Origin of the sequence: Mycobacterium sp., assembly GCF_035314665.1 — a bacterium.
GTDB lineage: Bacteria > Actinomycetota > Actinomycetes > Mycobacteriales > Mycobacteriaceae > Mycobacterium.
Window position 1 is genome coordinate 1 of the sequence record NZ_DATFZD010000375.1, and the last position, 25,700, is coordinate 25,700.

Annotated in this window: 23 protein-coding genes and 3 pseudogenes; 17 read left to right on the top strand and 9 right to left on the bottom strand. The window is 63.5% G+C overall.

Annotated features, from left to right (window positions below; translation table 11 throughout):
* Together VKI00_RS26645 and VKI00_RS26650 are read left to right on the top strand one after the other, a co-directional pair.
* Positions 1–139, top strand: a 139-nt coding sequence (locus VKI00_RS26645) for a dsRBD fold-containing protein (protein WP_324443633.1), incomplete at its 5' end; no start/stop codon positions are given.
* A 92-nt stretch (positions 140–231) separates the two neighbouring features.
* Positions 232–1,035: an HPF/RaiA family ribosome-associated protein gene (locus VKI00_RS26650; protein ID WP_324443601.1), complete on the top strand. Its 804-nt coding sequence runs from the start codon at positions 232–234 to the stop codon at positions 1,033–1,035.
* A 165-nt stretch (positions 1,036–1,200) separates the two neighbouring features.
* On the opposite strand, the pseudogene VKI00_RS26655 reads toward VKI00_RS26650, so the two are convergent.
* From VKI00_RS26655 to VKI00_RS26670, 4 genes and pseudogenes are all read right to left on the bottom strand, one after another.
* A pseudogene (locus VKI00_RS26655) lies at positions 1,201–1,742 on the bottom strand (dienelactone hydrolase family protein); the annotation flags it as partial.
* 50 nt (positions 1,743–1,792) lie between these two features.
* A complete protein-coding gene (locus VKI00_RS26660; RefSeq protein WP_324443603.1) occupies positions 1,793–3,136 on the bottom strand; it encodes a nicotinate phosphoribosyltransferase in 1,344 nt (447 codons plus the stop codon).
* A 210-nt stretch (positions 3,137–3,346) separates the two neighbouring features.
* Positions 3,347–5,188: a long-chain fatty acid--CoA ligase gene (locus VKI00_RS26665; protein WP_324443605.1), complete on the bottom strand. Its 1,842-nt coding sequence runs from the start codon at positions 5,186–5,188 to the stop codon at positions 3,347–3,349.
* Positions 5,189–5,385: 197 nt separating this feature from the next.
* Complete coding sequence (locus VKI00_RS26670; protein ID WP_324443635.1) at positions 5,386–5,595, bottom strand: hypothetical protein; 210 nt, start codon at positions 5,593–5,595, stop codon at positions 5,386–5,388.
* A 400-nt stretch (positions 5,596–5,995) separates the two neighbouring features.
* Here VKI00_RS26670 and VKI00_RS26675 point away from each other — a divergent pair, with 400 nt between their 5' ends.
* The 3 genes from VKI00_RS26675 (at position 5,996) to VKI00_RS26685 (ending at position 10,355) form a co-directional block, all read left to right on the top strand.
* Positions 5,996–6,979 (top strand): GNAT family N-acetyltransferase, encoded by a 984-nt coding sequence (locus VKI00_RS26675; RefSeq protein WP_324443607.1) that lies wholly within the window; start codon positions 5,996–5,998, stop codon positions 6,977–6,979.
* Positions 6,980–7,094: 115 nt separating this feature from the next.
* Complete coding sequence (locus tag VKI00_RS26680; protein ID WP_324443608.1) at positions 7,095–7,577, top strand: flavodoxin family protein; 483 nt, start codon at positions 7,095–7,097, stop codon at positions 7,575–7,577.
* A 3-nt stretch (positions 7,578–7,580) separates the two neighbouring features.
* Positions 7,581–10,355 (top strand): AMP-binding protein, encoded by a 2,775-nt coding sequence (locus VKI00_RS26685; protein WP_414687299.1) that lies wholly within the window; start codon positions 7,581–7,583, stop codon positions 10,353–10,355.
* A gap of 69 nt (positions 10,356–10,424) precedes the next feature.
* Here VKI00_RS26685 and VKI00_RS26690 read toward each other — a convergent pair whose 3' ends face one another.
* A complete protein-coding gene (locus tag VKI00_RS26690; protein WP_324443610.1) occupies positions 10,425–10,694 on the bottom strand; it encodes a hypothetical protein in 270 nt (89 codons plus the stop codon).
* A gap of 223 nt (positions 10,695–10,917) precedes the next feature.
* Between VKI00_RS26690 and VKI00_RS26695 the strand changes: the two genes are divergently transcribed.
* The gene (locus tag VKI00_RS26695; protein ID WP_324443612.1) at positions 10,918–11,181 is read left to right on the top strand and encodes a hypothetical protein; all 264 of its coding nucleotides are present in this window, start codon (positions 10,918–10,920) and stop codon (positions 11,179–11,181) included.
* A 253-nt stretch (positions 11,182–11,434) separates the two neighbouring features.
* Positions 11,435–12,934 carry a trypsin-like peptidase domain-containing protein gene (locus tag VKI00_RS26700; protein ID WP_324443614.1) on the top strand — a complete coding sequence of 500 codons (1,500 nt, stop codon included), beginning with the start codon at positions 11,435–11,437 and terminating at the stop codon, positions 12,932–12,934.
* A 5-nt stretch (positions 12,935–12,939) separates the two neighbouring features.
* Here VKI00_RS26700 and VKI00_RS26705 read toward each other — a convergent pair whose 3' ends face one another.
* Together VKI00_RS26705 and VKI00_RS26710 are read right to left on the bottom strand one after the other, a co-directional pair.
* Positions 12,940–13,158: a hypothetical protein gene (locus tag VKI00_RS26705; protein WP_324443639.1), complete on the bottom strand. Its 219-nt coding sequence runs from the start codon at positions 13,156–13,158 to the stop codon at positions 12,940–12,942.
* 24 nt (positions 13,159–13,182) lie between these two features.
* Entirely contained in the window at positions 13,183–13,683 is a 501-nt protein-coding gene (locus tag VKI00_RS26710; RefSeq protein ID WP_324443616.1) for a hypothetical protein, read from the bottom strand.
* Between the two features lie 155 nt (positions 13,684–13,838).
* Here VKI00_RS26710 and VKI00_RS26715 point away from each other — a divergent pair, with 155 nt between their 5' ends.
* The 9 genes and pseudogenes from VKI00_RS26715 to VKI00_RS26755 all read left to right on the top strand — a co-directional run bounded on the left by VKI00_RS26715 (position 13,839) and on the right by VKI00_RS26755 (position 22,401).
* Positions 13,839–14,210: a hypothetical protein gene (locus tag VKI00_RS26715; RefSeq protein ID WP_324443618.1), complete on the top strand. Its 372-nt coding sequence runs from the start codon at positions 13,839–13,841 to the stop codon at positions 14,208–14,210.
* Between the two features lie 72 nt (positions 14,211–14,282).
* Positions 14,283–16,082: an acetate--CoA ligase gene (gene acsA, locus VKI00_RS26720; RefSeq protein WP_324443620.1), complete on the top strand. Its 1,800-nt coding sequence runs from the start codon at positions 14,283–14,285 to the stop codon at positions 16,080–16,082.
* Positions 16,079–17,092 carry a pyruvate dehydrogenase (acetyl-transferring) E1 component subunit alpha gene (gene pdhA, locus VKI00_RS26725; RefSeq protein ID WP_324443622.1) on the top strand — a complete coding sequence of 338 codons (1,014 nt, stop codon included), beginning with the start codon at positions 16,079–16,081 and terminating at the stop codon, positions 17,090–17,092. The genes acsA and pdhA overlap by 4 nt, the downstream gene beginning before the upstream one ends.
* Positions 17,089–18,066 (top strand): alpha-ketoacid dehydrogenase subunit beta, encoded by a 978-nt coding sequence (locus VKI00_RS26730; RefSeq protein ID WP_324443624.1) that lies wholly within the window; start codon positions 17,089–17,091, stop codon positions 18,064–18,066. The genes pdhA and VKI00_RS26730 overlap by 4 nt, the downstream gene beginning before the upstream one ends.
* On the top strand, positions 18,063–19,265 hold the full coding sequence (locus VKI00_RS26735) for a dihydrolipoamide acetyltransferase family protein (RefSeq protein ID WP_324443626.1): 1,203 nt from the start codon (positions 18,063–18,065) through the stop codon (positions 19,263–19,265). The genes VKI00_RS26730 and VKI00_RS26735 overlap by 4 nt, the downstream gene beginning before the upstream one ends.
* Before the next feature lie 6 nt (positions 19,266–19,271).
* Complete coding sequence (locus VKI00_RS26740) at positions 19,272–19,556, top strand: acyl carrier protein (RefSeq protein WP_324443627.1); 285 nt, start codon at positions 19,272–19,274, stop codon at positions 19,554–19,556.
* Positions 19,557–19,653: 97 nt separating this feature from the next.
* Positions 19,654–19,894 (top strand): annotated as a pseudogene (locus VKI00_RS26745) (NAD(P)H nitroreductase); the annotation flags it as partial.
* A gap of 216 nt (positions 19,895–20,110) precedes the next feature.
* Positions 20,111–20,971 carry a universal stress protein gene (locus VKI00_RS26750; RefSeq protein WP_324443628.1) on the top strand — a complete coding sequence of 287 codons (861 nt, stop codon included), beginning with the start codon at positions 20,111–20,113 and terminating at the stop codon, positions 20,969–20,971.
* 269 nt (positions 20,972–21,240) lie between these two features.
* Positions 21,241–22,401, top strand: a complete 1,161-nt coding sequence (locus VKI00_RS26755; protein WP_324443629.1) for a CapA family protein — start codon at positions 21,241–21,243, stop codon at positions 22,399–22,401.
* 99 nt (positions 22,402–22,500) lie between these two features.
* Here the strand turns inward: VKI00_RS26755 and VKI00_RS26760 are convergent.
* Together VKI00_RS26760 and VKI00_RS26765 are read right to left on the bottom strand one after the other, a co-directional pair.
* Positions 22,501–23,644, bottom strand: a pseudogene (locus tag VKI00_RS26760) (site-2 protease family protein).
* A gap of 36 nt (positions 23,645–23,680) precedes the next feature.
* A complete protein-coding gene (locus VKI00_RS26765) occupies positions 23,681–24,556 on the bottom strand; it encodes a universal stress protein (RefSeq protein ID WP_324443631.1) in 876 nt (291 codons plus the stop codon).
* Between the two features lie 223 nt (positions 24,557–24,779).
* Here VKI00_RS26765 and VKI00_RS26770 point away from each other — a divergent pair.
* The coding region (locus VKI00_RS26770) for a phosphoribosyltransferase (protein WP_324443637.1) at positions 24,780–25,700 on the top strand (921 nt) is incomplete at its 3' end.

Sequence of the window (25,700 nt, forward strand, 5' to 3'; positions counted from 1 at the left end):
CGACGAGCCGCTGGCCCAGATCGGCGACGAACTTGCGATCGCCCGGGCGTTGTCCCATTTGGCGAATCAGCTGTTCGCTTTGACATCAACCGATATCCAAGCCAGTACCCACGAGCTGGTCACGCATCTGCACCACTGAACAAGGCCCGCGCAAGGATGTGCGACGGTGTGCCGCGTTTACGATGACCTTTGGCCCTACGGCGACGATTTGCGAGAGCATAGCAACGAATCATGAGACAGGGAACCGATTTACCGGCTGTTCTCGACGTCGAGGTAACGACGCACGGGCAGCTACCTGGTTCCGAGGACTACGCACGGACAAAGATCGGCGAGCTCGGTCGCCTCACCCACCAACCGGTGCTGCACGCTCATGTCAGATTAAGTGAGCACGGCGATCCAGCGGTGGCCCGCCGGGTAATTGCGCAGGCGAACCTCGACGTCAACGGCCGGCTGGTCCGCGCGCAGGTCGAAGGCGTCACCGCGGCCGAAGCAATCGATCGACTCGAGGCGCGCCTGCGTCATCGACTGGAACGCAGCGCCGAACACTGGGAAGCCAAGCGAGGCGGCATCCCTCGGGTTGGTCCGCACGAATGGCGGCACCAGTCCGAGCCCACCCACCGGCCGACGTATTTCCCCAGGCCGGAAAGCGAACGCCGAATCATGCGTCACAAGTCGTACAGCCTGCCAACCAGTACTGTCGACGAGGCCGCGGTCGAGATGGAGCTGCTCGACTACGACTTCCACCTGTTCACAGAGGAGGGCACGCAGCAGGACAGCGTGCTGTATCGCGAAGGCCCCGCGGAATACCGCCTCGCACAGGTCAATCCGGAATCTGCAGACAAGCCGGCGCCGTTCGAGCTGCCCCTGACCATCAGTCCGCAGCCAGCTCCGCGGCTCACCGTCGAGCAGGCAATCGAACGGACCGGGTTGCTTGGCCTACCGTTCCTGTTCTTCGTCGATACTGCCCGAGACCGGGGGAGCGTGTTATATCACCGCTACGACGGGCATTACGGGCTTATCACACCGGCCAGCTGAGCGCCGCGTCACGCTCGAACTTGATTCCGCCGCTTTCAAGTTCAGCCTTTGACGACCCCCAAAAAAGGAACGAGGCGAGCGACTTTGCATGCAAGGCTGCAAATCCGCCGTGTGCGGCACAGTCCGGTGTGCTGAACCGCTGTCCGCCATGGCTTTTCGACCGGTCTATTGCCCCGGGTGAGCTAGGTGGTCGATGAACCAGTCGCGCGCCAGCACCACCACTTGCTCGAGCGTGCCCGGTTCCTGGAAAAGGTGGGTGGCGGCAGGGACCACGGCGACCTCGCACTCGGGCAGGGATCGCCGCCTGTCCTGCCGGTTCAGCTTGAGGACCATCTCGTCGCTTCCACCGACTATCAACAGGGTCGGAGCGCGCACCTCGCGCAGCGACTCACCCGCAAGATCAGGCCGCCCGCCGCGGGATATCACCGCCGCTACCTTGACACCGGGATGCGTGCCGCAGCCAGCGCCGCGCCCGCACCGGTACTGGCACCGAAGTAACCGACCGGCACTGACGCGGTGTCGGGTTGGCCGGCCAGCCAGCCAGTGACGTCGACCATTCGGCGGGCGAGCAATGCGATGTCGAAGACGTTGGCGCGGTCGCGTGCTTCATCGAGCGTCAGCAGGTCGAAGACCACCGTGGCGAGCCCGGCGTTGTTGAGGACCTCGGCGACATATCGATGGCGCGGGCTACGTCGGCGACTATTGGTCCGGCTCCGTCACCCTGTTCTCGGTCCAGCCGTGATCTGCGGGCGAACAGTCAACCCATCGATTGCTGAGCGCGACGTAGCCTTTCCAGCTCGCCCGCGATCCCTGGGCTGATGTCCACCGGGTAGGACCAGCCGATAGCTTCCAGCGAACGAAGCTGAGGCGGAAGCCGATCGATCTGCTGGCGCGCCCAGCTCCGCGACGCCGGTAAGCCGGGATCGTGCTGCAGAAGGCGCCGGCCATTCTTCATGACGGGTATCAGCAGCGGCTCTCCGTCGAGCTGTTCGTCGGGCTGACCGATCGTGTCGCCGGCGAAGACCCCGTGATCAAGCCGCCGGACTACCTGCTTACGCCCCGGATAGATCACCTTGCCGCTGGAGAATTTGGTCCGCCCGATGCCGTCGTACTCCACGAGCTTGTAAGCCATGTCGAGCGCGGGCGCGTCTTGGGCCACAGCGAGTTTGGTTCCCACCGCGAAGGCATCGATGGGGCAGCCATCATCCATCAGCGCCGCGATTCGGTACTCGTCGAGACCGGACGAAGCGACGATTTCGACTTGGTTCAAACCCGCCGCGTCGAGTTTTGCGCGTGCCGCCTTCGATAGCGCGCCGAGGTCCCCGGAATCGAGCCGAATCGCTGCCACATCGAAGTCATTCCGACGTTTGGCGAGTTCGATGACGTGGTCGACACCGTGCAGTGTGTCGTAGGTATCGACGAGCAAGGTTGTGCCCGGGTAGAGCCGGGCGAATGCGTCAAACGCGGCGAGCTCGTTATCGAAGGCTTGAATGAAGCTGTGAGCCATCGTGCCGAACGCGGGGATTCCGTACTCGCGCGCCGCGAGCAGGTTCGATGTGCCCGCAATGCCGGCGAGATAACCGGCTCGCGCGACTTTGAGCGCCGCGTCGGTGCCGTGCGCGCGCCGCGCTCCGAAATCCACCACCATTCGTCCGCGAGCGGCCTCGACCACACGGGCAGCCTTACTCGCGATCACGCTTTGTAGGTGAATCTGGTTTACCACGAATGTCTCGGCGAGCTGGGCTTCCAGAATTGGGGCGATCACCTGCACGATCGGCTGGTTGGGAAACACCACCGTCCCTTCCGGTACTGCCCACACGTCTCCGGTGAAGCGAACCGCGGAGAGGTACTGCAGGAATTCCTCGGTAAACAACCGCAATCCGCGCAAGTAGTCAATATCCTCCGGCTGGAATTGAAACGCTTCGAGAAAATCGAGCACATCTGACAGGCCGGCAGCCATCACGTAGGACCGGCCCTGGGGGAGCCTGCGAAACATGGTCTCGAACACCGCCGTTCCCGACATGTGTTCAGCGATATAGGCCTGCGCCATCGTGACCTCATAAAGGTCGGTGAACAACGCAGGAAAGTGTCGGGGCGTCATGGCGACTGTGACCCGCTGCCTCTCGTATCGGTCTTCCAAGTTCGTACGGTAGCCGCACAGGGGTTGCACTGGATTCTCGCTGAAAGCGTTGTGCCAGCTGGCTTTCGAACTGCGTGCTTCCGCAGAAACTGGACTCATGTTGTAGTGCTTAGCTTTTCGCTGTCGAACTTTCAGCCAGTCGCATTGGTCGTTGTTAGGTCTGCACGCTCCTCATTGTTCGTAGAGAGCCGAGAGGCGCTCGGCGAATTTCTCGATGACTAACTTGCGGCGCAGCTTCAAGCTCGGCGTCAGGTCGCCGGCTTCGATCGAGAGTTCGCGGTCGATGATCGTGAATCTCTTAATCTGCTCCCAGCGATTCAGTTCCAGGTTCAGCCCGTCGATGTAGCCGGCGATCAGTTGCTGTGTTTTCTCATCACGGGCTATCTCGGCGAAGGAATTGCCCACCAGACCTTGCGTGCCGGCCCAGTCGGTGATCGCTTCGTTGTCGAGGCTCACCAGCGCCACGCAGTAGGGCTTAGCCTCCCCGTAGACGAGAAGCTCGCTCACATACGGACAGAGGCCCTTGAATTTCGCATCGATCCCCGATGGCGCCACGTACTTGCCTTGCGAGGTCTTGAACATGTCCTTCTTGCGGTCGGTGATCTGCAGATAGCCGTCGGCGTCGATCTCCCCGACGTCGCCGGTGTGGAACCAACCGTCCTCGTCGAGTGCCTCGGCGGTGGCTTCCGGTAGATCGTGGTAGGCGGTCATCACACCAGGTCCCCGGAGCAAGACCTCGCCGTCGTCGGCGATCTTGGCCTCCGTTCCAGGGAACGGCCAGCCGACCGTTCCGAGCCGGTAAGCGTTGGGGCGGTTGATAAATGATGCGGCCGCAGTCTCGGTCAGGCCGTAGCCCTCGAGCACGACGATGCCGACTGCGTCGAACCATTGCGCGACGTCACGGTCCAGAGCGGCAGCCGCGGAGACGAAGAACCGCAACCGCCCACCAAACCGCTCGCGGATGGTGGAGAACACCAGCCGGTCGGCCACCTTGTAGGCCAGCGATGACGCCAACGAAGGCTTCTTCCCGGCTTGCCGGGCTTGCGACACCCGCGTGCCGATTCCAATTGCCAAGTCGAACATCGTTTTCGTGAGCCTGCCCTGCTCGGCGACCATCCCCTCGATGCGGGCATGTGCCTTCTCGAAGATGCGCGGTGCTGCACCCATGATGGTGGGACGCAGGGCCGCGAGGTTATCGACAATCCTCTCGACGCGGCCGTCGATCGCGGTGGGGAAGCCGATCTGCAGCGGCAGTGCCAGCATCACTTTGCCGAATGCGTGTGCCAGTGGCAGCCACAGGAAGTTCAGGTCGTCGGGGCCGAGGATGTTGAGCGCGTCAATGGCCGCAGCGGTGTACGTCCATGCCCCGTGGGTCAGCCGCACGCCCTTCGGCCGCCCGGTGGTGCCGGAAGTGTAGATGAGGCTGGCGAGCTGGTCCGGACCGACGGTTGCAACCCGCTCGTTGATGGCGTTGGGCGAGTCGGCGAGCAGTTGCTTACCCAACTGCTCCAGCTCGTAGAGGGTGATAACCCAATCGCCGTCGCCCTTGCCATCGATGATCACGACCTTGCTCACATCAGGCAGTTCGGCGCGGTGCTCGAGCAGCTTGTGGAGCTGGGTCTGATCCTCCGCGACTACCACCCGGCTTCCGGAGTTGGCGACGATGTAGACGACATCGCCGGCGTTTGTCGTCGGATACACGGTGGTGGTCGCGGCGCCGCCGCACATCACGGCGAAATCGACGAGCACCCACTCGTAGCGCGTCGACGACGCGAGGGCGACCCGATCCTCTGGGGCGATTCCCAGTGAAATCAACCCGCCGGCGATGTTGTAGACGCGTTCGCCGACCTGCTGCCAGGTCACGCTCTCCCAGCCGTCCTCTTGCGGATACCGAAAGGCCTCCGCGTGCGGGGTCGCGGCGACGCGGTCGAAGAACATCCGTGCCACCGATGGCGCGCGATTCTCGATCTTGGTGAAGTCGGGCCTCTCGTGCGAGGCGGGTAGTGCGTTCATGTTGCTAATCCATTGGTGCTGAGCCGAATAGCGGTGGGGCGGTGATCTGGTAGGGCCTTCGATCCTGCCAGGTCCTCCAGGTCGGGGATAGGGGCCAAAGTCATCCGGATGTTTGGCAATCGTTCTTTCCAACGAAGCCGAGTGTTCTGCGCAACGTCAGGCTGACCGGCCGCCCGTCTTCAGGTGTGGTTGGGTAATCAACTGGCAACAGCTACATCGACGGATAAGTACTCGCCTAAGGCATAGGTTGCCGGCCAATCACCGACACTCACCGCGCGTGCAAGGTCGTCAACCAATGGGCTGTGGGGGCCCACCTCCGCCAACCATGCGGACACTGTGGCCGTGATCTCGTGAGCGGGTACCCGGGCCCTATGCCCGTCGTGCAGACGGTCGGTCAACTGATAGATCGTGCTCGTCGGCCTGCGCTATGGCCAATGATGCCGCCATGTCGCTGAATTCATCGCCGTCTACCGGCTAGCCTTACCTAGTCCATCCGACCACTTCTGGCTCGCCGAGACGTAGAGGCCAAGAGCACGACTACCGGAATGCTTTGGTCTGGCATTGGATCTGCCGAAGTCCCAGCACGACAGGGTCTTTTGTCACTGCGCCTACCTGCGAATTGCCCGGGCGCAGGCTGCGCCGGTCGCGTACCGTACATCCGGTGATGACGCAGTGTGAAGTAACTTGCGTCGGAAGCGCAGCGACACAGGAATTGGCGAAATGACCGCTGCCTCAGCTGATCACGGTCGGCAGGTGCCGCCGAAGCGATGCAAATCCGGCTCGCGCCGGGCTTCTAAGCGGGCCAGCGTGAGTGGCGTTAGCACCGAGGAACTGACGGCGCTACATGTGTTCGCCGATATCCCCGATGAGGACCTTGCAGCGTTGGCTGCCAACCTGGAGCCCCTGCATGCGCGCGCCGGCGAGGTCCTGATGCGGCAGGGTGAGCGGGCGGTGTCGTTTGCGATCATCACATCCGGTCGAGTTGAGATCAGGCACGTCGGCCCGGATGGACAGATTGCGGTGACCGAGCTGTTGCCAGGGACGATTGTCGGTGAAATCGCGTTGCTGCGAAACGCACCCAGAACGGCGACGGTGATCGCGGAAGATGACGTGTGCGGGTATTTCGGATACGACGTCGCTTTCGAGTGCATGCTGGCAATGCCGGTCGTCGCCGATCGGATGGTCCGTACCGCGCGACAGCGGTTGGCCGCATACGTCGCCCCGATCCCGGTATCGGCCAAAGACGGTGCCGGGCTATTGCTGCGCCCAGTCCTGCCCGGCGATGCCGAGTGCTTCAAGGAAAGCGGCGCGTTCTCGCGGCAGACTCTTTACCGGCGGTACCAGGGTGGTGCTCCGACCGAAGCACGGTCGGCCTACCTGTTCGAGGTCGATTACGTTGATCACTTCGTCTGGGTCGTCACCGACGGCGTGGACGGGCCGGTTGTCGCCGATGCACGCTTCATTCGGGATGAAGACGACCTCGCGTCGGCGGAGGTTGCGCTCACCGTGGCGGATGCCTACCAGGGCCGCGGGATCGGGACACTGCTGCTCGGTGCGCTGGCGGTCGCGGCACGCGTCGACGGCATCGAGCGGTTTCACGGCCGGGTGCTTTCCGACAACGGGCCCGTGCGTGCGTTGGGCGATAAGGTCAACGCGCGCTGGGAGCAGGAGGAACCCGGGGCGGTCACTGCGACCGGGGAGATCCCGGCCCTCGATGAGCTACCGCTCGATGACGACACGCGCCGGCAGATCCAGCACGTGGCCCGCCAGGTAATCCACGCGTTCGACTGACCGGACCAAAAGTGACTTACGCCCCGGGCCTTCGTGCCATTGCGCCCTTACCCGACGGCGAGGTGCCCACGCAGCATGGACCCGTCCGGGCCACGTTCTGGAAAGGAGTTGGGCGATGAAGGCGCTCATCGTTTGCGTTTCGAAATCGCACGGCAATACCCGCCGCATAGCCGACCGGATGGCTGCGGTGCTTGATGCCGAGGTCGTCGAACCCGAGTCGGTCGATCCCGAAACGCTCGGCGAGTACGACCTCGTCGGTTTCGGGTCCGGCATTTATTTCATGACGGTAGATGCGACGCTACGGAACTTGATACGTCGCCTACCAGCCGTTGACCAGGTCCGAGCGTTTACCTTCTTCACCAGCGGCGCCCGACAGATTCCGCTGATGGACTACCGCAAGCCGGTCCGAAACCAGCTTGCTTCGAAGGGCTTTGAGGTACTCGATTCGTTCTCCTGCCGCGGGTTCGACACGGTTGGCCCGTTCGGGTTCATTGGCGGGATAAACAGGGGACGGCCGAACGATCACGACCTGGACCGGGCCGCGGCATTCGCCCAACGTCTTCGCAAGCGAATCACGCGCTCCCAGGCTGCTTCATGAGCAATGGCAAACCAAGAGTGCGCCCCTCCCATCCTGGCGCTGGTGCGCGGCCTCGTCGCCGAGGTTCACCCGCATGCCACGCCGCCCTCGGTGACGCTTGACAGCACGTTTGACAACCTGGGCATCGGCAGCCTTGAGCTGGCGGAACTGTTGCTGCGCGTCCAGGACAAATTCGGGGTGGCACTGCCGCCCCACATCCTGGCCAGTGCGGAGACGCCGCGCGATCTCTTAGCGGCCGTCGCTAGCGGCCAGCCCGCCATGGTGGAGGACCGTGGCATGGTTTCACTTCCGGCCACCGCGCCGGGTGTTCTGGCGCCAGACACAACCTTGACTCTGAACGACGCCCTCAACTGGCATGTCCGCGCGACCCCGGACCGAACGCACATCCGCATCCTCGACGATGCTGGCGCCCCCATAGACGTGACCTATGCCACGCTGCACCAGGAGGCGGCTGCGGTAGCGGCCGGGTTGATCGCGCACGACGTCATGCCGGGCGACACGGTCGCCATCATGTTGCCCACCTGCCGGGCGTATTTCGCCACCTTTGCCGGTGTGGTCCTCGCCGGCGCCGTACCTGTTCCGGTCTACCCGCCGGCCCGGCCTTCCCAGCTGGCGGATCACCTGCGTCGCACGACCGGCATCCTCGCGAACGCCCGGGCCACACTGCTCGTCACGGTGCCCGAGGCCGTTACCCTCGGCCACCTGCTGCGCTCGAACGTCGAAAGCCTACGCCACGTCGTCGTTCCCGAATCCCTCACGGGCGCAGGCGAAGACGTGCTTCCGCGGCCGCGAGCCGACGACCTCGCGCTGGTCCAATACACTTCGGGCAGCACCGGGCAGCCCAAAGGAGTCGCACTCACGCACCGAAACCTGCTCGCCAATATCCGGGTGATGGGTCAGGCCGCAGCGGCGTCCGGGGCGGACACCTTCGTCAGTTGGCTGCCGCTGTATCACGACATGGGTTTGATCGGTGCGTGGCTCGGGTGCATGTATTTCGGTGTCCCGCTGGTGGTGATGAGCCCCCAGGCGTTCCTGATTCGCCCGTCACGATGGCTCTGGGCGATCCACGCCAACCGGGGAACCATGTCGGCCGGCCCGAACTTCTCCTATGAACTCTGCCTCGCCAAGGTCCGCGACGATGAGATCCAAGGACTCGACCTGAGCTCGTGGCGGTTGGCCTACAACGGCGCTGAGCCGGTAAGCCCCACGACGATCGAGCGGTTCGCCGATCGCTTCGGTCCTTATGGGTTTCGGTGGGATGCGATGACACCGGTGTACGGGTTGGCCGAGTCCGCGGTGGGCCTGGCTTTCCCGCCGCTCGGACGGGGTCCGGTCATCGACCGAATCCGCCGAGATGCATTCACCCGTTCCGGACGGGCCGAGCCGGCGGAACCGGGTGCACCGGAAGACCTCCGTTTCGTCGCCTGCGGCCATCCGCTGCCAGGCCACGAGATCCGGATCGTCGACGCCGCCGGAAACGAGTTGGGTGATCGCCGTGAAGGTCGCATCGAGTTCCGTGGTCCGTCGGCAACCGCCGGCTATTTCAACAACGCGCCGCCGACACGTGCACTGTTTCATGACGACTGGCTCGACACGGGCGACCTCGGCTACATGGCCGGCGCCGACCTGTTCGTCACCGGTCGGGTAAAGGACGTGATCATCCGGGCCGGACGCAATCTGCACCCGGCGGAGCTCGAAGAGGCGGTCGGCAACATCAAAGGTGTGCGCAAGGGATGTGTGGCAGTGTTCGCTTCTCCCGACCCGTCGGGGGGTGCCGAGCGACTCGTCGTCATGGCAGAGAGCCGAGCGACCGGAGACGACAGCCGCGCCGCGTTGCGCTCCGAAATCGCAGCCACTGCAGTGGATCTGCTAGGGGTGCCTCCCGACGACGTGGTCTTGGCGCCACCGCGCACTGTGCTGAAGACCTCGAGCGGAAAGATCCGGCGGGCCGCTAGCCGGCAGATCTACCAGGCAGGAAAGATCGGCGTGCGACCGCGTGCGATGTGGTGGGAGTTGGCCCGGCTTCGCCTCCGCGGCGCCCTGCCGTCGCTGCGCCGCGCTGGTCGCGCGGCGGGCGCTGTGGCGTTCGCCGTCTATGCGTGGGTGGTGTACACGGTTCTTGGGTTGTCGGTTGCCGTCTTGTTGCTGTTGCTACCGCGACCGCAATGGCGCTGGCGGGTGGCCCAGGGATCGATCCGGCTGCTGGCTCGCCTTACCGGTACGCCGGTTGCGGTGCATGGCCTCGACCAGCTCCCAGCAGGGACCTCCATCGCGGTGGCCAACCACGCCAGCTGGATCGACGGGCCGGTGCTGGCTGCGGTGATGCCACAGTCGTTCCACTTCGTCGCGGGTGAAGTGCTCGAGCGTCAGGCACTCAACGGATTCGTGCTCAGGCGGCTGGGCCACCAGTTCGTCGAACGCCACCAGCGCGCGCACGGCGTGGCCGACGCCGACCGGCTGGCTGCCCTAGTGCGAGCCGGACAGTCGCTCGTCATCTTCCCCGAAGGCCGCCTGGCCCGCGCCCCCGGGTTGCGGCCCTTCCACATGGGCGCATTCGTGGTGGCCGCCGAAACCGGTGTGCCCGCCGTCCCCGTGGCCATCCGCGGGACGCGGACAATCCTGCGGCCAGAGCACCGCTTTCCGCGACGGGGAGCCGTCGACATCGCGGTTGGTGAGCCGATTTGGCCGTCGGGCGCCGACTGGGCTGCGGCAGTGGAACTGCAGCACGCCGCGCGGAACGTCGTCATGCGCCTTTCGGGGGAGCCGGACGTCGAATGACTAATGACCGATGGCCGGGCGGTGCCGCGCGGGCAACCGTTCGACCATCGGCCCTGGATCGTTGAGCCGTTACGAGTGTTTGCCGCCTACCGCCTGGCCGGCGCTTCGCACCACGCTGCGGAAGAACTCGATCCGCCCGGTGACCAGCTCTTCGGTTAAGTCCAGGGCGGCGTCGATGACGTTCTTGCGCCGCGCCTCATCGGGGACCTCTCCACCCACCTGATCGACGAACTTGCGGATGGCGTCGATGGCCTGCTTACGGCTTGCCTCGACCGATTCGAGCACCTCGTCAGACAGTTCGGCCCAGCGTGCCTCGGTCTTTTCGGTTGTCTTCGTCATTGTCAATCTCCTCAAATTTCGTGATATGACGCTGCAAATCCTGTCGCAGCGAACGGCAACTTTCGCCGAAGCAAACGCTATGGTGTCCACGCCACCAACACGAGTGCCTAAAGTCCTTCCTCACCGGATCATTTGACCTAGATCGGCGTCGATGATCGGTGCTTGCCAGTCAAGGACTTTCGCGACTTTCACCGGGACGTAAGTCCCTAACACGTCGTCCCGGGTGCTCAAGAACGCCGCCGCTGGCGAGTTTCTCTTTGACACCGGCGCCGATACTGCCTGGCTCGTCAACCGCGCGCGCGAGGACTTCATGGGCGCCGTCTCCGCATTGACCGAACAGGAAGGCGAGCAGTTGCGCTTGCTTGTGGCCGGCCATACTGATAGCCAGATCGCTCTCCGAATGCGCCTCGACGAGAAGGCTTTTCGCGCATGTCTATTGGCGCTGATTTCCAAAGCGCGAACACCGCGCGATGATCGACGGCGGTAATCTGCTAGCCGCGATGCAGCCCCAGGGAACCGCCAACGAGCACAACGAAGACTTTGGGTTCGCGCTTCTCAGCTTGCCGTGGCGATCAGCGTATTGCCGACACCTGAGATTTAGAAGCAGTTCACGGACCGCGGGCTGCATGCCCGACGGCTGAAGTCGAAACCAATGACCTCTGGGCATGGGACTTCGGCCCCTACCCCCACCACGCGACGTGCCGGATCGTCAAAGGCCAGGTTCGATACGAGGAGGAATCATGGCCAGACGCGCTCGTTGGGGCCGGGCGTTGGCGATGCTGTCTGCGGCTGCTCTGGCGGTGTTGGTTGGGTTGCCGGGCACCGCATCTGCCGATGGCGGTCGTCCGCAGGTTAACCCGGAGGAAAGGGCGGCGGCCATGATCCGGCCGGCCGTAATGTACCTCGCGGGTCAGACTTACGGCCAGGTCCGGCTGCCCAGCGGCCAGATGCTGTCTCAATTTGGCGGAGGTTCGACTTTCCCCTTCGTCGCAACCTGGGGCTGCACCGGTTTCGTCGTCAATCCCGACGGTTGGGTAGCGACCGCAGGTCACTGCGTCGATCCGGAGACCGCAAAAGAGTTAATACTCAAAAATGCCGTGAGTACCTATATGGATCAGTTTCCCGACTCGCCTACGGGCCGGGACCCGGTCGCAGCACTGGAGTGGCTTCTGAAGAACGCACGGGTCGAAGGCGACACTGCCGACCGGGGTCCGGAGATTAGCCTCACGTTGTTGTACGGCACCGGCACAAAGGTTGCCGGGAAGATGCTAGCCAATGTCGTCGATTTCCGGTCCCTCGGCAAAGGCGACGTCGCCCTTCTCAAGGTAGCACAGCACAACATGCCGTCGTCCGAGCTGGCTACCGACGCCGACGTGAGCATCGGTACATCGATTCTCGCGGTCGGCTTCCCGGAGACCACCCAACGGGTCACCGGTCCCTCGCTAGACCCAACGAACAAGAGCGGCACGGTCAGCAAAAAGTCGACCATGGAATCCATTCCGGAATATGAAATCGATGCCGCGGTCACGGAAGGCATGAGTGGCGGGCCGACCATCGAGCTCAACGGCAAGGTGATCGGGGTGAACAGCTTCGCCCCCGCCGGCGAACCGCAGGCGTTCAACTTCGTCGCACCCGCAGACGGTCTCGCGGCGATACTGGCGGGCAAGGGCTTCAAGCCGATGCTCGGCCCCGCCGACGTGTACTACCGAAAAGGGCTCGACCATTACTACTCCGGCCACTACGGCGACGCGATCAAGGATTTCGACCAAACCTTGGCCATGTCACCGGACTATCCCGGCCTGGCCGATCTCAGGACGAGCGCAGCCAATCTGCGCCAGCAGTACGGTGATGTATCGGTGTTGCATAGCTCAAACCTGTTGTGGTACATCGTAAGTGCCGTTTTACTGGTGCTCGCCGTTGGTGGCCGTGCGATCTTCATGGTGGTGCGAAGCCGTCGGCAGCGTCTCGTCGAAGCCGAAGCTGCTGGCTTCCAGCCGGTTCCGGACGGGCCCCCCGCGGCCGGTGGCGTTGCCACGGAACCTGTCGGTCCACAGGTTCATGAAGAAACCGGCGCCGTCCAACCCCTCGGCGTCGTTCCCGCGCGACAGTTGACGGCGACGGAACCCCACTTCTGTGCGAGCTGCGGAGCAGAGCACCACCCTGCCGAAAGGTTCTGCCCGAACTGCGGTAAGCAAATATCTTTTGGAAAATTAGCCCGGGGAACCCGCCAGATAGGGTGACGCCCTTACGCTCGGGCTGAGGGCGTGAACCCTGCCAAAGGCGCCCGGTCGTCGGCACGGCCGAACACCATCGCCTCCTCGATGCGGTCGAACCGGTAGTCGATGGCGTCGCTACGGCGCGAATGGGCCCGGGCGCATGGTGTCGACGAGGACGACATGGAGTCGGTCGGTGCGCAGCCCTGGGACGCCTCGGCTATATAGACGGCCGCGGAAGTGGGTGACATCCACACGCGAATTCGACTGACGCGCTATTCCCCCTCGGACAGGGCTTTCTCGTACATCGCCCGAATATGGCGAACACTCACTGCGAGGCCCTGCGGCAACATGAAGCGCGTTTCACCGTACGAAGCGTTGTCCGCGTTGAGAACTTCCTCGACCTGAATTGGCGCCAGGTGGTAGGCGGCGTTTGCGATAACGACGCCGACGACGCCAAGGGTTTCCTTGCCGAGCAACACATTAACAGCCACTTCGTTAATCATCGCCGGGGCACCACTCGCGCCGCGCAAGGCCGGGAACGACGATTCCATCGCCTCGTCTGTCAACGCAGTCAGTCCGTCGGCCGGCCCGAGGCGCCGCGTCATGTGACCTATCCGTGTGGCGGGATTCAAGGTGATCTGGTTGCCCTTTTGCCGGGTGGGGCCATATTCAAATGCCATCAGCGTCGTGTTTTCGGTGAAGTCGTCGAAGTCGACGACAAGCGGCCGAGGTGGGCGGTATTCGGTAATCCGCAGCAAGGCGAGGTCATGCACTGTGTCGCGCCCGATCAGCGAAATTGGGTACGGGGGTGCGTGAGGTCCGTCATGAGCACGATTCCAAGTGACCGTTGAAGGCGGTGATGACGTGGTTTGTAGTCAGCAGGATTGACCCATCGCCGACTATCGAGCCTGTGCCGAGGAACGGCCCTGTGCGGCCAGATATCAAACCAAAAATCGGAACGACGACGTCTCTGGGATTGAGCGTTTGGTGGACCGCGGAACTCGATGCGACCTTCACGGCGATCACCCAACTCGTTGCCGGCGGCGTCGACGATCCGGATCTCATGGCCTGGCATTGGTTGGCCACAGGCGACGAAACGGAGGTCTTCCGGCGGACTCGGTTCCGCCGGCTCGGCTCGCCCAAAACGCACGAATGCATCTCGGCGGATTCGGACGATGAGCGGACCTCGGCCCAGAGCGCCCTTGGCCCAAGGACAAAACGCGTCTTGACTGATGACTTTCGTCTCTATTGCGGCATGGAGTGCTCGGAAAACGATGAAGACGCCCAAGCGACCGAATAGGGACAGTCATGGCAGCGAACCGCCGAGTCGACTACTTTGCGGGAACCGGCTGGCCACGCACCTAGGACCCTCATGGATATCATCCGCAAATCGCCCCACGGCTACGGAGTCGGGCCCAACCTTACGGACTACGAGAATGCGCGTGCGCGATTCCGCTGGTCCGATGTGCCTGCGTTGTGCGAAGGCATGGGGCCCGGCAGGTGCAACATCGCCTACGCCGCCGTCGACCGGCACGCGGCGGGCCCAGCCGCGAGACGGACAGCGTTACGGTTCGTCACCGACAACGACTGGGACGGCGCGATCACTACGCGAGATCTCAGCTACGCCGAGCTCAGCCGGCTTGTCAATAGATTCGCCGGCGTGCTGCGCTCGCTCGGCATCAACAAGGGCAACCGTGTGTTCACGATCATGGGCCGCCGCCCCGAGCTCTACATCACGATGCTGGGTGCGCTTCGCAACGGCAGCGTCGTTTCGCCGCTGTTTTCGGCCTTCGGGCCGGAGCCAATCGCTACCAGAGTGAACATCGGGCAAGCCGATGTGTTGGTGACCACTCGAGCGATTTACCAGCGCAAGATCGCCAAGATCCATAGTCGAATGCCGTCGGTGCGGCACATTTTGGTAGTCGACGAAGACAAAGCCGGCGACCAGCTGCCCGGGACGCTCAACTTCTGGTACTGGATGAACGCAGCCGACGAGAACACCCCGATCGAGCCCACGACCGCTGATGATCCGGCGCTACTGCACTTCACCAGCGGTACCACCGGTACACCAAAAGGTGCTATCCACGTACACGGCGCCGTCGCGATGCACTACATCACCGGCTTGTATGCGCTTGATCTGCATCCCGACGACATCTATTGGTGCACAGCCGATCCCGGCTGGGTGACCGGAACGTCCTACGGCATCATCAGTCCGCTGCTGCATGGGGTTACCTCCATCGTCGACGAGGCGGAGTTCGATGCCCAGCGGTGGTATCGGATCCTGCAGGACCAGAATGTGTCGGTGTGGTATACGGCACCGACCGCAATAAGGATGCTGATCAAAGCAGGCCCCGAACTGCCGGCGCAATACCACTTTCCGCGGCTTCGTTTCATCGCAAGTGTGGGCGAGCCGCTCAACCCTGAAGCGGTCTGGTGGGGAAAGCGCGTGCTGGGCTTAGCGATTCACGATAATTGGTGGCAGACCGAGACGGGCGGCATCATGATTGCGAATACACCGGCGTTCGACATCAAGCCTGGCTCGATGGGCCGGCCGCTGCCTGGAGTGGACGCATATATAGTGCGCCACAACGACGACGGCACAACGACGGTCATCGACGAACCCGGGATCGAGGGTGAGCTCGCGCTCAAGTCAGGCTGGCCATCGATGTTCCGCGGCTATCTGCACGCCGAGGAGCGATACCGAAAGTGCTTCACCGACGGGCTCTACCTGACCGGAGATCTCGCCAAGAAAGATGCCGACGGTTACTTTTGGTTTGTCGGACGCAAAGACGACGTGATCAAGTCCGCGGGACATCTGATCGGCCCGTTCGAGGTAGAAAGCGCGCTCACCGATCATCCGGCGGTGGCCGAAGCGGCAGTCATCGGCAAGCCCGATCCAACAGTCGGCGAAATCGTCAAAGCCTTTGTCACTCTGAAAGATGGTGTAGTCGGCGACGAAGACCTGCGCCTGGAATTGCTTGGCCGCGCGCGCAAGCGGCTCGGGGCCGCGGTGGCGCCCAAAGAGATCGAGTTCGCCGACACGCTGCCACACACAAGCAGCGGCAAGATCATGCGCCGGCTGCTGAAGGCCCGCGAACTCGGGCTGCCCGAAGGTGATACCTCCACCATCGAGCAACAGCCTGACCACCACGCCGAGGGAGTGCCATTATGACCGATAGGGACCTGGCGCGTGGACTGTTGTCGGATATGGTCCGCGTACGACGCATGGAGGAGAAATGCGCGGAACTTTACAGCGCAGCCAAGATTCGTGGATTCCTTCATCTCTATGTCGGGGAAGAAGCCGTCGCGGCCGGTTCACTGCGCGCATTGGCCAACGATGACGCCGTCGTCGCGACCTACCGCGAGCATGCACACGCGCTGTTGCGCGGCATCCCGATGACCTCGATCATGGCCGAGATGTTCGGCAAGCAGGAGGGCTGCTCACGTGGACGCGGCGGGTCGATGCACCTGTTCGATGCGTCCAAGCGGTTCTACGGTGGCAACGCGATCGTCGCCGGTGGCCTGCCACTCGCGGTAGGCATCGCGCTCGCTGATGCGATGTTGCAGCAAAAGCGGGTAACTGCATGCTATTTCGGTGACGGCGCCGTGGCCGAGGGCGCGTTTCACGAGTCGTTGAACATGGCCGCGTTGTGGCACTTGCCGGTGTTGTTCTGTTGCGAGAACAACCTTTACGCGATGGGCACCGCGTTGGAGCGGGCGCAGTCGCAGACCGATCTCACCGTCAAGGCGGCTTCGTACCGCGTTCCGACGCTGGCTGTCGATGGGATGAATGTCGAGGCTTGCCACACCGCCGCGCAACAGGGTGTCGATCAGGTCCGCAACACCGGTGGCCCTTTCTTCATCGAGTTCCGCACCTACCGGTTCCGGGCGCATTCGATGTTCGACCCGGAACTGTATCGAGACAAGGCCGAGGTCGAACAGTGGCGCGAGCGTGACCCGATCCGGTCATTTACCGAGCAGTGCCTGCTCGACGGAACACTCTCCGATGATGACGTGCGTGACATCGAAGATTCCGCGGCAGCCGAGATCGAGGCCGCGGTGGCGTTCGCTGAGGCGGGGACATGGGAAGACGCAGCGGATCTCGAGCGTGACGTGCTTACACCCTCCTCGTCCGAGGGATGGGAAGCGATCGAAGAGTCAACCCGGGAGCCGGCACGATGAAGACCACCTACCGAACCGCTGTTCACGATGCGATTCGCGACGCCTTACGCGACGACCCACGCGTTGTGCTGATGGGGGAAGACGTCGGACGCTACGGCGGAACCTACGCGGCATCCAAGGGCCTACTGGCGGAGTTCGGTCCCGAACGGGTGCGTGACACCCCACTATCGGAGTTGGGTTTCGTTGGTGTCGGAATCGGTGCAGCCCTGAACGGACTCCGCCCGATAGTCGAAGTCATGACGGTGAACTTCAGCCTGTTGGCGCTGGATCAGCTCGTCAATACCGCCGCGGCCCTTCGCCATATGTCGGGTGGGCAATTTTCTGTCCCGCTCGTTGTCAGAATGGCGACCGGGGCCGGGCGCCAGCTCGCCGCCCAGCACTCGCATAGCCTGGAGCCGTGGTACGCCCACATTCCGGGCATCAAGGTGGTATCACCTGCCACCGTCGAAGATGCCTACGGCATGCTCGGGCCGGCCTTGGCGGACCCGGACCCGGTGGTGATCTTCGAGCACGTTCAGCTCTACAACACCTCAGCCGACGTCGAGGCCCTTACCCCTACTGATATCTCCCGGGCAGTCGTCAGGCGCAGCGGGACTGACGCCACCGTGGTGACCTACGGTGGGTCTCTTTCGAAGGCGCTCGACGCCGCGAACGAGTTGTCACTGGCCGGAATCGACTGCGAAGTGGTCGATCTGCGGGTCTTGCGACCACTTGACGATGACACCATCCTCAAATCTGTGCGCAAGACACATCGTGCCGTCGTGATTGACGAGGCGTGGCGTACTGGCAGCTTGGCGGCAGAGGTCATGGCACGGCTGATGGAGGGAGCCTTCTACGACCTCGACGCGCCAGTTGCTCGAGTGTGCAGCGCCGAAGTTCCCATGCCGTACGCAAAGCACCTGGAACAAGCGGCGCTACCCCAAACTGCCACAATCGTCGCCGCCGTACAAAGCCTATTCGGCGAGCAACAATGATCGAGTTCAAGATGCCCGCCCTGGGTTCCGATATGGACGAAGGCACCCTAGACGAATGGTTGGTCAAACCCGGTGACAAGGTGACTCGGGGCCAAATCGTGGCGGTCGTCGAGACCACCAAGGCCGCGGTCGAAATCGAATGCTGGCAGGAGGGCACGGTCACCGAGCTAGTCGTCCCTGTCGGTGAAACCGTCCAAGTGGGAACAGTATTGGCCACGCTGCTGGCACCGGGTGAGCGTGCAGAACGACGGCCTCGTCGACGGCCTCGGCCGTCGACGAGAGCCGCCGCAAAGCCGGCGCCGGCACCGTCGAGCGCGCGGGGCGCCGCCGTCACTTCCCCGACGGTCCCGCAACGACGTCGCTGGATATCACCGGCCGCACGCCGCCTGGCCCAAAGTCTCGACGTCGATATCGACACGGTGAGCGGCACCGGTCCGCAGGGGTCAATCACCATAAGCGACGTCGAGCACGCCGCCGCCTCCAAGGAACCAGCCACCAAGCCGAAAACCAAGCCGACGTCGGCCGACCGCGCAGCACAGATGCGGAAGTCGATCGCGGCCGCGATGAGCCGGTCCAAGCGGGAGATTCCGCACTATTACCTTGCCGACGAAATCATCTTGGAAAACTCGCTGACCTGGCTGATTACGCGAAACGCACAGCGTTCCATCGATGAACGTGTACTGCCAGCCGTCTTGCTATTGAAGGCTGTCGGCATCGCTGCGCAGCGGTTCGGCGAGTTCAACGGATTTTGGCGAGATGACGGGTTCCAGCCCGCGACTGGGGTTCATATCGGTGTCGGGATCTCGCTGCGCGGTGGTGGCCTCCTCGCGCCGGCCATACACGACGTGCCGGACAAGAAGCTCGACGAATTGATGGACGATCTAACCGATCTCGTGGCGCGGGCACGCTCCTTCTCACTGCGGAGTTCAGAAATGTCCGACCCGACCATCACGGTCACCAACCTGGGCGACAAAGGCGTCGACGCTGTCTTCGGCGTCATCTACCCACCGCAGGTAGCCCTCGTCGGATTCGGCAAGCCGGCCCAGCGAGTGTGCGTCATTGACGCAGGAATCCGCGTCGTCACCACCGTGCAAGCCACGCTCGCCGCCGACCACCGAGCAAGTGACGGTCACCGGGGTGCGTTGTTCCTCACCGCGATCAACGAGCTGCTCCAGCAACCCGACGTCCTAGAAAAGTGACGTGCCATGACTGAAGAAGACATGCGTGGTGTGGTCCTGTCTGTGCTGACAACCATTGCCCCCGAAATCGAACCCGATGACATTCGCGACGACGTCCTGCTGCGCGATCAAGTCGATCTTGATTCCATGGACTGGCTGAACTTTCTGCGTGGTATCCACCGGCGGCTGCACGTCGACATCCCAGAAGCGGACTACGCGTCGCTGCGGACGTTGGCTGATCTGGTCGACTACGTCGAAACCAAGACGTCCAAGCCCGGCGTCGAACGTCAATCGACGCACGGAATCACGTGAGCTGGCCCTGCCGACGGGGACATACGACCCTAGTCAGCGATACCGCTAGCGCCCTGCCGTCAATAGCGAACCGTAAACTCGGCGAGGGGTTGACGTCATGCATTCGACGCGGGACATCGAGGTTCTGCGGAAAGCGGTGCTAGTGACGTGCCGGGCTCCATCCGTGCACAACAGCCAGCCATGGCGGTAGGTGGCCGAGGGCGTCTGCGCTTGTTCGTCGATCGTTACCGGACGGTGCCGGGGACAGACCATTCGGGCCGAGAGGCATTCATCAGTTGTGGCGCAGTGCTCGATCACTTCGCGTCGCCATGCTGGCTGCGGGTTGGCACGCGCGAATCGAAGCAGGAACGGTTGTCGCGCCAGTCATGAAACGACCAGGACCGTAGGGACGGATAACGAGCTTGCGACGAGCCGGCTTACTAGACGAACTCCGGTAGCTCGGCGGCTGCGATGGAAGGGAGGGCCGGATGGTGGCGGATCGAGGACCAAGGGCCCTGTCCTTCCGTCTCGACGGCGACGAATCATGGCTAGGTAACGGTCTGATAGGAGCCACCATGCGCGGTCCGTACTCGTCGTCATCGTCCATTGTCGTCGGAATCGACGGCTCTCGCTCAGCGGCCCAAGCCGCACTCTGGGCGATCGATGAGGCCGTAAGCCGTGACGTCCCCTTGCAGCTGGTGTGCGCAATCGACGCCACCAACGAGGGTGATCGCGACGATGCGACTGAAGTCGCCGCTGCCGAGCAAGCCATCAAGAACGTCATCACCGAAATTGAGTCGACGGGCAAACAGGTCAAGATAGAGGCCGACGTCGTGCACTCCCATCCGGCCGCGGCGCTGCTGGAGGCCTCGCGGTCAGTGGCGATGATCTGCGTCGGCTCGACCGGGGTCAAACACGCCATGCAGGGACGCATCGGGTCCACCGCTGCAGCGTTGGCGCTTGCTGCGCATTGTCCGGTCGCCGTTATGCCAACGAGCAGCGTGCCGCTTCAGGACGGTTTGATTCTCGCCGCGGTGGATGAGTCACCTTCCTGCAGCGCTGTTTTGGAGTTGGCTGTCCAGGAAGCCCGGCTGCGCGGGGCGCCGTTGCGCGTTATCACAATGCAGCGCAGGCAAATCGGTTGTGACTACGATGCCCGCCCGGCGGCCGATCGAAGTCATCGTATCGAAAGACAAATCGATCACCGTCTCACCCATTGGCGCAGAAACTATCCGGATCTCGATATCGAGTCGGTGCACGATCACTTCAGCCTGCTCAACTATCTGGAGCAGCTGCAAAGAGCGGCCACGCCGATCCAACTGGTTGTGGTGGATCCGATGCGACCGGGGCCGACGGATGTTCTGCTGAGGCCCTCCGGTCGCGCCACGCTGGATGCCGCCGGTTGCGCGCTGCTGATTTGCGATCGCCAATGGTGATTATGAAGCGCGGCAATCGCGATCTGTCTACGGTGAGTTCGGCATAGGTTTAAGCCGGTGCCCTCTGTCGCGGCTAACGCCAAGGGCGAACGTCCCCCGACTGTCGACGTCCATGCTGGGAACTTGTTTCTGCTGGCCCAGCGCGAGCTGGCGATGTGACCTTAGGCGCGATCTTGAGGACGTTCGACCCCTCGGCGCGCGGTTAGCTCGGTGCGACCGTGGCAGCGCGCGTATACGTCGGTGATTGATCATGGACGGCAGTGGTTGGGATGGCCGGTGATTCTGATCTCGTGAAGGTAATGATGGGCGGTGACGTCATGCTCGGGCGTGGCGTCGACCAGATCCTGCCCCATCCAGGCGAACCGGAGCTACGCGAACCGTATGTGCGTGATGCGCGGGGATACGTCCGGTTGGCCGAGCGCGTAAACGGGCTGATCGCACGCCCGGTGGATTGGGCGTGGCCATGGGGCGAGGTGCTGGAGATCCTCAATGAGGCCGCCGTGGATGTCCGTCTGATCAACCTCGAGACCACGATCACCGCTGACGGCCAATTCGCCGACCGCAAGCCGGTGTGTTATCGCATGCACCCGGATAATCTTCCGGCACTGAGGGCGTTTCGGCCCGACGTGTGTGCGTTGGCCAACAACCACATTCTCGATTTCGGCTACCAGGGGCTCACCGACACCGTCCAGGCTCTCACCCAACCGGGCATCCAAGGTCCCGGGGCCGGAGCCGACCTGTATACCGCCCGCCGTCCGGCGGCGGTGACGGTTCACGACGAACACCGGGTGCTAGTCGGCTCGGTGGCGATGACCTCGGCCGGCGTTCCCGAATCGTGGGCCGCAGAGAGCGACCGGCCTGGGGTGTGGTTGATACGCGATCTGTCCAGGCATGTCGCCGACGACGTGGCAGCCGGGGTGCTCGAGCACAAGCGCGACGGCGACGTCGCGATCGTCTCGCTGCATTGGGGATCTAATTGGGGCTATGTAATAGCGCCAGACGAAATTGGGTTCGCGCACCGGTTGATCGACGCCGGAGTCGACGTTGTCCACGGACATTCCTCGCATCATCCCAGGCCGATCGAGATCTACCGCGGCAAACCGATCCTGTACGGCTGCGGTGACGTCATCGACGATTACGAAGGCATCCGCGGCCACGAGCAGTTCCGCGCCCAGCTCAGGCTGCTGTATCTGACGTCGACCGATCCGGCCAGCGGGGAACTCGTTTCGCTACAGATGATTCCGCTACGCGTGCGGAGGATGCGACTTGAGCGTGCCTCGCGGGCCGACGCCGAATGGCTGCGCACGACCCTTCAGCACGCCAGCCGCAAATTCGGGATTCAGGTTGCAGCGCGACCTAACGACCTGCTGGAAGTTGTTTCCGTGCGCAATGATAAACATCCCTGGATGACTTCTGACAACGCGCGGTGATGATTTGGGCAACGAGCCCGCACGTGAACGGTAGCTTGCCTGCCGAAAGAGCTTGTCCCGAACGGTCTTACATATTCGAAGGCGGGCAGGACTGCGAAATCAGTGCCGCTGAGCGAAGTCCGCGGGGGGCGACGTAAGCCGGTAGACGTCGATCAGCCGGCTGAGATCGCTTGCGGTAACGATGCCGGCTAGGTGGCCCCCGTCGACGACAAGAGCCCGGTTACCGGCGTCTGATCCCAGACGTTCGAGTAGCGCGGTGAGCGGCTCACGCGGAGCCGCGGTGGGCACGTGTGGGAGGGGTATCGCGGCTTCACGGACCAAGGTGGCAGCCCGCTGGCTCGGTGGAACGCGGCGCAGTTGCGCCAAAGTAATTAGCCCTATGATCGATCCGTTGCGGTCGGCGACGGGATACGAAGAATGGCGGTCGCCGAGTAGGTAACGCTGAATGAAGTCCTCGATAGTGATGTCGGCGGGAGCCGTGTGGGGCTCGGCCGTCATGACGTCGGCGACGCGGACACCGGCGATGGCTTGTCGGGTTATTACCTGTGTCTCCTCCTCGCGGGAAGCAGCGAAGATGAACCATCCGATGAAAGCCAGCCACACGCCACCGACCATGCCCCCTGCCAGAAACTCCAGTAGTCCGAGGGCGATCAGGATGAACGCGAGTATGCGCCCGGCGCGCGCCGCGCCGATCGCAGCGCGCACGCTGTCGCCGTGGCGGCGCCAGAGATAGGCTTTCAGGACCCGCCCGCCGTCCAACGGGGCACCTGGTAACAGATTGAAAAGGCCTAGCAGCAGGTTGATCCCTGCGAGCCACCACGCGACGCCGAGCACAATATGTGCGACCCCAAGCATGCCGAGCCCGTAGGCCGCGCCCCCGAAGACCGCTGCGAGCGTCAGGCTCATCAGCGGACCCGACACCGCGATTCGAAATGCCTCCGTCGGTGTCTTTGCTTCACCCCGAGGCGGGTGACGCCGCCGAACAACCACAGCGTCACGTCGAACACCTTGACGCCGGCGCGGCGCGCCAGGACCGCGTGCGTCAGCTCGTGTGCGAGCAACGATCCGAGCAATATGAGTGCGCCGCACGCCCCGGCGATCCAGTAGGTCCCTTTGGGTAGCCGGGCACAGCGCTTGGCAACGTGGAGGCCAGGCTCCAGGTGAACAACCAGAGGATAACCAGCACGCTCCAGTTGACACTGACCGGAAATCCGGCGATTCGTCCTATCGGGATGCCGCCCATGTCGAATGACCTCCAATGGTGTTGCTGGACAACCGATTACTGTTGGCGGGCGACTATCACCGGAATGCGGGCTGCATGTACAACCGCGGTGCTCACCGAGCCGAGCAGCATCCCGCCGAATCCGCCGCGGCCGTGGCTACCGACCACGATCAGTTGTGCAGATTCGGATTCGTCGAGCAGATGGTGGGCCGGGTGATCAAACACAACCCGATGGCGGACGGGGACGTCCGGGTAGTGCTCCTGAAAACCGGCTAGGCCCTCGGAGAGGGTCTTCTCGGCGGCGGGCCGTGGCTCCATGAACGGCGCAATCGACACGTCGGCGCCGCTGTAGGCGTGTAGGGCCACCAGTTCTACACCGCGAAAGGATGCCTCGTCGAAGGCGATCGCGGTGGCCAGTTGCGAGGCCGGCGAGCCATCGATGCCCACCAGCACCGGTAACTGTGAGGGTTGCAGCAGGATCGGGGTTTCGTCGTGGATCACCGCAACAGGGCAGTGGGCGTGATGGACCAGGCCCGTACTTACCGAGCCGAGCAGGACCCGCTGCACCGCGTCCTGCCCGCGGCAGCCCACGACCATCATGTGCGCCTCTTTGGACAGCTCGATAAGGGCCGGCACGGGCGCCGCAACCAACAGTTGAGTGTCGATCTCGGGTCGGTTGCCGTGTCGCACGCTGTCTTCGGCGGCCTTGATCGCGTCGGCGAGAACCTTGCGCGCATCTTCTTCTTGCTGTCGGTAAAGCCCGGCGGGGATCGGCACCGGAGGGCTGACGGCTAGCGGGCTTGAGACGTGCACGACGGTCAGCGGAACGTTGCGCATGACTGCCTCACGTGCAGCCCACCGTACGGCCAGCGTCGATGACGGGGAGTCGTCGACGCCCACCACGATCCCCGCATCTGTGCTGCGACTGGGCATTTGGCCGTCCTTCTCGTCTGGATGCGGGGCGCGGCAGGCCCCATTATCCGACGCTAGATGGCCGCCGACGTTCGGGTCAGGAGGCGTTGGTCCCGGCAGGAGTGGTCCTAAGACCCTTCGGCGCGGCGACCCGGCGCGGCACAGTCGAGGTATGACGCAGTTCAAGGACCGTGACGATGTGCAACGTCGACTGACCCGTCGGCTGGCTTCGCTTCGCGGTGATATGAGGGTGTTCGATGATCGGGTCGATGCCGGGCGTCAGCTGGCTGAGCGCCTGGAATCGTTTCGCAGTCAAGACATTGTTGTGTTGGGCCTGCCGCGCGGCGGGGTGCCGGTGGCCTTCGAGGTCGCCAGGGCGCTGCGGGCGCCGCTGGATGTGCTTGTCGTGCGCAAGCTCGGCGTGCCGTTTCAGCCCGAGCTGGCCTTCGGCGCGATCGGTGAGCGCGGGGTCCGGGTGATCAACGAGTCCGTCGTGCGGCAAGCTGACCTATCCGAGGACGAGATGGCCGCCGTCGAAGCCAAGCAGCGGGCCGAGCTCGCGCGCCGCGTAGAGCGGTTCCGTCGGGGGCGTGGCCACATCTCGTTGGCAAAGCGCACCGCCGTAATCGTCGATGACGGCGTCGCGACCGGCGCGACCGCTAAGGCGGCCTGCCAGGTGGCCCGTGCGCTGGGCGCCAGCCGCGTGGTGTTGGCGGTTCCGATCTGCGCCGACGATACCGTCGCGCGGTTTAGCGGGTACGCCGACGAAGTGATCTGCTTACACATACCTGACTTCTATTTCGGCGTCGGTCAGGGCTACCGCAACTTCGCCCAGACCTCAGATGACGAGGTGGTCGCGTTGCTCGACCGCGCCCGTGACGGCTATCGGGATCCCGCGGCCGCTGGCACGCCCGGTGACCCGCCAGTGCGCGATGAGGAAGTCCGGGTGGCCGCCGGTCCGGCGGTGGTGGCCGGCCACCTTACGGTTCCTGAGCACCCAGTCGGGATCGTCGTTTTCGCGCACGGCAGCGGGAGCAGCCGCCACAGCCCACGCAACCGCTATGTCGCCGATGTGTTGAACCAAGCGGGCGTTGCCACGCTGCTGCTCGACTTGCTCACCCCCGACGAGGAACGCAACCGCGCCAACGTCTTTGACATTGAGCTG

What these genes read in the sequence shown, in the direction of transcription:
- VKI00_RS26740 (WP_324443627.1), top strand. Translation starts at nt 19,272, where the DNA reads ATGACTGAAGAAGACATGCGTGGTGTGGTCCTGTCTGTGCTGACAACC.
- VKI00_RS26660 (WP_324443603.1), bottom strand. Translation starts at nt 3,136, where the DNA reads ATGACGCCCCGACACTTTCCTGCGTTGTTCACCGACCTTTATGAGGTC.
- VKI00_RS26730 (WP_324443624.1), top strand. Translation starts at nt 17,089, where the DNA reads ATGAAGACCACCTACCGAACCGCTGTTCACGATGCGATTCGCGACGCC.
- VKI00_RS26700 (WP_324443614.1), top strand. Translation starts at nt 11,435, where the DNA reads ATGGCCAGACGCGCTCGTTGGGGCCGGGCGTTGGCGATGCTGTCTGCG.
- VKI00_RS26750 (WP_324443628.1), top strand. Translation starts at nt 20,111, where the DNA reads ATGCGCGGTCCGTACTCGTCGTCATCGTCCATTGTCGTCGGAATCGAC.
- pdhA (WP_324443622.1), top strand. Translation starts at nt 16,079, where the DNA reads ATGACCGATAGGGACCTGGCGCGTGGACTGTTGTCGGATATGGTCCGC.
- VKI00_RS26735 (WP_324443626.1), top strand. Translation starts at nt 18,063, where the DNA reads ATGATCGAGTTCAAGATGCCCGCCCTGGGTTCCGATATGGACGAAGGC.
- VKI00_RS26705 (WP_324443639.1), bottom strand. Translation starts at nt 13,158, where the DNA reads ATGTCACCCACTTCCGCGGCCGTCTATATAGCCGAGGCGTCCCAGGGC.
- VKI00_RS26650 (WP_324443601.1), top strand. Translation starts at nt 232, where the DNA reads ATGAGACAGGGAACCGATTTACCGGCTGTTCTCGACGTCGAGGTAACG.
- VKI00_RS26685 (WP_414687299.1), top strand. Translation starts at nt 7,581, where the DNA reads ATGGCAAACCAAGAGTGCGCCCCTCCCATCCTGGCGCTGGTGCGCGGC.
- VKI00_RS26690 (WP_324443610.1), bottom strand. Translation starts at nt 10,694, where the DNA reads ATGACGAAGACAACCGAAAAGACCGAGGCACGCTGGGCCGAACTGTCT.
- VKI00_RS26765 (WP_324443631.1), bottom strand. Translation starts at nt 24,556, where the DNA reads ATGCCCAGTCGCAGCACAGATGCGGGGATCGTGGTGGGCGTCGACGAC.
- VKI00_RS26665 (WP_324443605.1), bottom strand. Translation starts at nt 5,188, where the DNA reads ATGAACGCACTACCCGCCTCGCACGAGAGGCCCGACTTCACCAAGATC.
- VKI00_RS26680 (WP_324443608.1), top strand. Translation starts at nt 7,095, where the DNA reads ATGAAGGCGCTCATCGTTTGCGTTTCGAAATCGCACGGCAATACCCGC.
- VKI00_RS26755 (WP_324443629.1), top strand. Translation starts at nt 21,241, where the DNA reads ATGGCCGGTGATTCTGATCTCGTGAAGGTAATGATGGGCGGTGACGTC.
- acsA (WP_324443620.1), top strand. Translation starts at nt 14,283, where the DNA reads ATGGATATCATCCGCAAATCGCCCCACGGCTACGGAGTCGGGCCCAAC.